Here is a 4,937-nt window from a genome sequence, read left to right as displayed (position 1 = left end):
GCCGCCAGGGACTCGAACCCCGGACCCGCTGATTAAGAGTCAGCTGCTCTAACCAACTGAGCTAGCGGCGCGCGCTGACCTGGAGAACTCTACCGGATCGTGGGGGGTGGTTCCGACCACGCCCGAGCGCGGGGGCCGGGTGGTGGGCCGTATGCGTACAGCATTCGGACCGTCAACATGCGATATCCGGGAGCAGTTGGGAAACTGACGACCATGCAGATCCGCGTACGGCGATTTTCCCGACCATTCGCGAGTGTGAGGTAGATCGCATGCGATCCGATACGGCGGGACTGCCGGCATTCGAGGAATTCGAACCCGTGGGCGGCACATGTGACTGCGCGGGCTGCCTCCGCTCAGGGGATACGGGACCCAGGCGGCCTTCCCGTATTTCTCCCTCGCATTGCGCGCGGAGCGCACTGATCACCGTGACCGCCGCGGGAACCCTTCTCGCGGCCGGCTCCACCGTCACCTGCGCCGTCGCCCACCCGCTGGTCCGGCCCTTCGCCGACGACCCCGACGGACATCCGCAGGGCGCCGCCGCTCCGCTGCACGGCGCGCCCGGAGCGCCCGCGGCGGCTCCCGTGGTGCGGCCCACCACCCGCGCCGAGATCATCAAGCGGGCCAAGACATGGGTGGCCGCCGAGGTGCCGTACAGCCTCGCGAAGTACTGGCGCGACGGTTACCGGCAGGACTGTTCGGGCTTTGTCTCGATGGCCTGGAATCTCGGCACGAATCAGTGGACCGGAACACTCGACCGGTTCGCCGTGCGAATCAGCCGCGATCAGCTGCAGCCCGGGGACATTCTGTTGTTCCACAATCCCGCCGATCCGGAAAGGGGTTCGCACGTGACGATTTTCGGCGGCTGGACGGATTACACCCGCGCGTATTACCTCGCCTATGAGCAGGCCCGCCCGCATACGCGCAAACAGGCCACCCCGTACGCGTATTGGAACCACGCGCAGCGCTATACGGCCTATCGCTACAAGGGCCTGACGGCCGCCGCGGCCGGCGCCCCCGCCCGCTACCCGGGGCGCGCGGCGTTCGGGCCCGGCGTGCGCAGTCCGTATGTGACCCAGCTCGGGAAGATGCTCGTCGAGCGCGGCGGCAAACGGTTCTACCGGCAGGGGCCCGGGCCGCAGTGGGGCGAGGCCGACCGGCGTGCGACGCAGGCCTTCCAGCTCGCGCAGGGCTGGCGCGGCACGGCTGCCGACGGGCTGCCGGGCCCGCTGACCTGGGAGTACCTGGCAAGCGGCAAGGGGCGGAACATCACGGCGAGCGGTTCGCCGGGTGCGCCGCGCGGGGTGCCGGCGTATCCGGGGCGCGGGCTGTTCCGGCCGGGGCAGTCGAACGACTTCATCACCGTGCTCGGACGGCAGCTCGTCAAGAAGGGGTACGGCCGGTTCTACGCGCAGGGTCCGGGACCCCGGTGGGGCGAGGCCGACCGGCGTGCGGTCGAGGCGTTCCAGCGCGCCCAGGGCTGGCGGGGCGGTGCGGCGGACGGTCTGCCGGGGCCGGAGACATGGCGGCGGTTGTTCGCGTGAGCGGTCCGGATGGTGGTGTGAGGGGTCCGGCGGCTTGCCGGGCGCGTCGGGAGAGCGGCCCCGTGACGGGGCGCTGGTTGGTGTCGGCTGCGGTGGTACGGAGGGTGCGATGACGTCGGCGGAAGCGGGGACCGGGGCCGTGGGACCCGAGCGCGTGCGGTTGATCCAGAACGAGGCGACCACCGAGATCCCGGTGCATCTGCTGTTCCGCGACGAGCCGGCGGCCGGGGCGTCCGTGACCGGGGCGTCCGTGACCGGGGTGGCGACGCGCGCCGGAGTCTCCGCTGCGGCCCCGGGGCCGTCGGCAGCCGTGGTGGGACGGGCCCGGCAGGGCACCGGGGAGCAGCCGCGCGCGGTGCGCCGGCCGCTGCCCAGGACATCCGTGCGTGCCGTGCTGCCCGTCGACGAGACGCTGGTGGAGCGCCCGGCCTCCGCGCTGTCCGGAGCCGTGGCCGTGGCCGCCGGCGCCGTGGGCCTCGCGGGGTGCGGGGCCGGACTGTGGTGGGCGGGCCTGCTCCCGCCGCTCGCGGTGCGGCTCGCCCGGCTGCCGCTGATCGAGGGCGCGCAGCCGGGACCGGCGCAGTGGGCGCTGCTCGCCGGGGCGGGGGCGCTGGCGCTGTGCGCCTTCGGCGGACTTGGCCGCGGGCGGACCGGACGCGCCTGGGTGGTCTCGCTGTTCGGGCGGTACCGGGGGAGTGTGCGGCGGACCGGGCTGGTGTGGATCAACCCGTTCCTGAAGCGGCGCCGGGTCGACGTACGGCTGCGGCATTGGCGCAGTGAACCGCTGCCGGCCGTGGACGCGCAGGGGGCGGCGCTGCGGGTGGTGGTGCTCGTGGTGTGGCGAGTGAAGGACACCGCGCGGGCGACGCTCGGCGTCGACGACCACGAGACCTATCTGCGCGAGTGCGTGGAGGCGGCCATGGCGCGGGTGCTCTCGCAGCTGCCCGCCGATGCCTTCCACGGCGACGGGCCGACGCTCCGTAACGCGGAAGCCGTCGGCGACGCGCTCACCCGGCTCCTGGTCGCGGACGCCGATCCGGCCGGCCTCGAGGTGTTCTCGGCGCAGCCGACCCGGATCGAGTACGCGCCCGAGGTGGCCGAGGTCATGCGGCGCCGGCGGATCGCGGCCCTGGATGCCCGCCACCGCGAGAGCGTGCTGACCCAGGTGGTCGACTCGGTGGAGGACACGGTGACCCGGCTGACCATGCGCGGCCTGGTCGAACTGGACGACTACGAGCGCAAGGCTCTGGTGAAGGATCTGACGGTGGCGTTCTATACGGGACATGGAGATCGCTGAGCCCGACCGCGTCGAGCCCACGCTGGCGTCCCTCGCGGCCGACGCCTGGAAGCTGACCGCCGCGGGTCCCCGCGTCCTGCTCGGACTTGCGGGCCCGCCCGGCGCGGGGAAGTCCACGCTCGCGCGGGCGCTCGTGGAGCGGATCGGCGCGGAGGCCGCGTATCTGCCGCTCGACGGATTTCACCTGTCCAACGCCCAGTTGGCACGGCTCGGCCTGACGGAGCGCAAAGGTTCGGAGCCGAGCTTCGACGTGTACGGGTATCTGGCGCTGCTCCGCCGGGTCCTGACCGAGACCGGCCGGGACCTCTACGTACCGGATTTCGACCGGACTCTGGACGAGCCGGTGGCGGCGCGGCACCGCGTCGCACCGTCCGCGCGGCTGGTCGTCACCGAGGGGAACTATCTCGGCTGCGATCTCCCCGGCTGGCGCGAGGCGCGCGTACTCATGGGGGCGCTGTGGTACGTCGAGGCGCCGGGTGAGGTGCGTCAAATGCGTCTGGTGGAGCGGCAGTTGACAGGTGGGCGTACGCGGGCGGGGGCCGAGGGCTGGGTGCGGACGAACGACGGGCCCAACGGTGAACTCGTGGAGGAATCGCGGGGGAGAGCCGACCGGATCCTCTCCACTATTGGTATGGACATGTTCAAGTCCTGAGAATAATCTGAGACTTGGTCTAGACCGGACCTTGTACTTCCGGACTGTACTTCCGGACCTTGCACGTCCGGATCATGCACATCGGATCCAGCACTTCCGCACGGAGCACTGCGCAGCGCTCGAGCTCACCCCCACATCACGAGCCCCAGGAGCAGCAGTATGCGGAGAAAGAAGACGTACGCGGCGTTGGTGGGCCTGGCGACGGCCGGCGCGTTCGCGCTGTCGTCCGGCGGCGCCAGCAGTCACGGCTACACCGATCTGCCCATCAGCCGACAGAAGCTCTGCCAGAACGGCACGGTGACGGGCTGCGGCGCCATCCAGTGGGAGCCGCAGAGCGTCGAGGGCCCGAAGGGCTTCCCGGCGGCGGGCCCGGCGGACGGCAAGATCTGTTCGGCCGGCCTCGGGCAGTTCGACGCGCTCAACTCGCCCACCAAGCCGGGCGGTGGCGCCTGGCCGGCCACGTCGGTGTCGAGCGGATCGACGTACACGTTCCGCTGGCAGTTCACGGCGCGGCACTCCACGACCGACTTCCGCTACTACATCACCAAGAACGGCTGGAACCAGAGCGCCCCGCTCTCCCGGTCGTCCCTGGACACCGCGCCGTTCCTCACCGTGCCCTTCAGCGGCCAGCCCCCGGCGACGCTCTCGCACTCGGGCAAGCTGCCTTCGGGCAAGTCGGGACGGCATATCGTCCTCGCGGTCTGGACGATCGCGGACACGGGCAATGCGTTCTACGCGTGCTCGGACGTCCAGTTCTGACCACACCGACCAACCCCCCACGGCCCGTTGCTCAGATCTTGCTCAGATCGAGTTCTTCCTCTCTGACCTGCGGGCATACGGTCTGCGCACACCGTGTTCGAGCGATGTGCGCAGATCCGGGGGGATGCCATGGACTTCTTCTTCTACGCCGTGCCGCTGCTGATGATCGCCTTCCTCGTCGGGGTGGCGGTCAACGCCGTGAACAGGGACCGGCAGGTGCGGGCGGCCTGGTCGAGCGGATTGACGGCAGAGGCGCGCTGTCTGCGCTTCTACACGACGACCAGTGGCGGCGGCGACCGCACGACCACGACGCTTCACCATGTGTTCGAGTACGTCACGCATGACGGGCGCACGGTCCGTTTCGAGGAGAGCGACGGGCCCGCGACGATCGTCGAGGGCGACATCGTGCCCGTCCACTACACGGCGGAGCGCCCGGACCGTGCGACGGTCCGCGCACCGCGCGGCGGGGCGCTCGCCGCGCAGACGACGGGGACGCTGGTCTTCGTCGGCGTGATGGTGGTGTTCCTCGTGGTCTTCATCGGTATGTACACGTCGATGTCGTCGGGGGCGGATCCGATGATGCCCTGATGCCCTGATGCCCTGATGCCCTGATGCCCTGATGCCCTGATGCCCTGATGCCCTGATGCCCTGATGCCCTGATGCCCTGATGCCCTGATGCCCTGATGCC

The 4,937-nt window shown here is 70.7% G+C and carries 5 protein-coding genes and 1 tRNA gene; 5 read left to right on the top strand and 1 reads right to left on the bottom strand.

Translation table 11 applies throughout. The features are described 5' to 3' along the window. Nucleotides 1-69 (bottom strand) — tRNA-Lys (locus tag JAO81_RS41485). Between the two features lie 200 nt (nucleotides 70-269). Between JAO81_RS41485 and JAO81_RS41480 the strand changes: the two genes are divergently transcribed. The 5 genes from JAO81_RS41480 (at nucleotide 270) to JAO81_RS41460 (ending at nucleotide 4,837) form a co-directional block, all read left to right on the top strand. Further along, nucleotides 270-1,541 (top strand): peptidoglycan-binding protein, encoded by a 1,272-nt coding sequence (locus JAO81_RS41480; protein WP_199553184.1) that lies wholly within the window; start codon nucleotides 270-272, stop codon nucleotides 1,539-1,541. A gap of 109 nt (nucleotides 1,542-1,650) precedes the next feature. Then, complete coding sequence (locus tag JAO81_RS41475) at nucleotides 1,651-2,838, top strand: SPFH domain-containing protein (protein WP_199553183.1); 1,188 nt, start codon at nucleotides 1,651-1,653, stop codon at nucleotides 2,836-2,838. Beyond that, nucleotides 2,825-3,490 (top strand): nucleoside/nucleotide kinase family protein, encoded by a 666-nt coding sequence (locus tag JAO81_RS41470; RefSeq protein WP_199553182.1) that lies wholly within the window; start codon nucleotides 2,825-2,827, stop codon nucleotides 3,488-3,490. The genes JAO81_RS41475 and JAO81_RS41470 overlap by 14 nt, the downstream gene beginning before the upstream one ends. 159 nt (nucleotides 3,491-3,649) lie before the next feature. Next, the gene (locus JAO81_RS41465; RefSeq protein WP_199553181.1) at nucleotides 3,650-4,249 is read left to right on the top strand and encodes a lytic polysaccharide monooxygenase; all 600 of its coding nucleotides are present in this window, start codon (nucleotides 3,650-3,652) and stop codon (nucleotides 4,247-4,249) included. A gap of 93 nt (nucleotides 4,250-4,342) precedes the next feature. Then, the gene (locus JAO81_RS41460; RefSeq protein WP_307814236.1) at nucleotides 4,343-4,837 is read left to right on the top strand and encodes a DUF3592 domain-containing protein; all 495 of its coding nucleotides are present in this window, start codon (nucleotides 4,343-4,345) and stop codon (nucleotides 4,835-4,837) included. Nucleotides 4,838-4,937 lie beyond the last annotated feature (100 nt).

Source organism: Streptomyces sp. N35, assembly GCF_016464295.1.
GTDB lineage: Bacteria > Actinomycetota > Actinomycetes > Streptomycetales > Streptomycetaceae > Streptomyces.
This window is presented reverse-complemented; position numbering and strand designations above follow the sequence as displayed.

Excerpts from the sequence above, each read along its gene's own strand:
- JAO81_RS41470 (WP_199553182.1), top strand. The coding sequence starts at position 2,825 with ATGGAGATCGCTGAGCCCGACCGCGTCGAGCCCACGCTGGCGTCCCTC.
- JAO81_RS41480 (WP_199553184.1), top strand. The coding sequence starts at position 270 with ATGCGATCCGATACGGCGGGACTGCCGGCATTCGAGGAATTCGAACCC.
- JAO81_RS41475 (WP_199553183.1), top strand. The coding sequence starts at position 1,651 with ATGACGTCGGCGGAAGCGGGGACCGGGGCCGTGGGACCCGAGCGCGTG.
- JAO81_RS41465 (WP_199553181.1), top strand. The coding sequence starts at position 3,650 with ATGCGGAGAAAGAAGACGTACGCGGCGTTGGTGGGCCTGGCGACGGCC.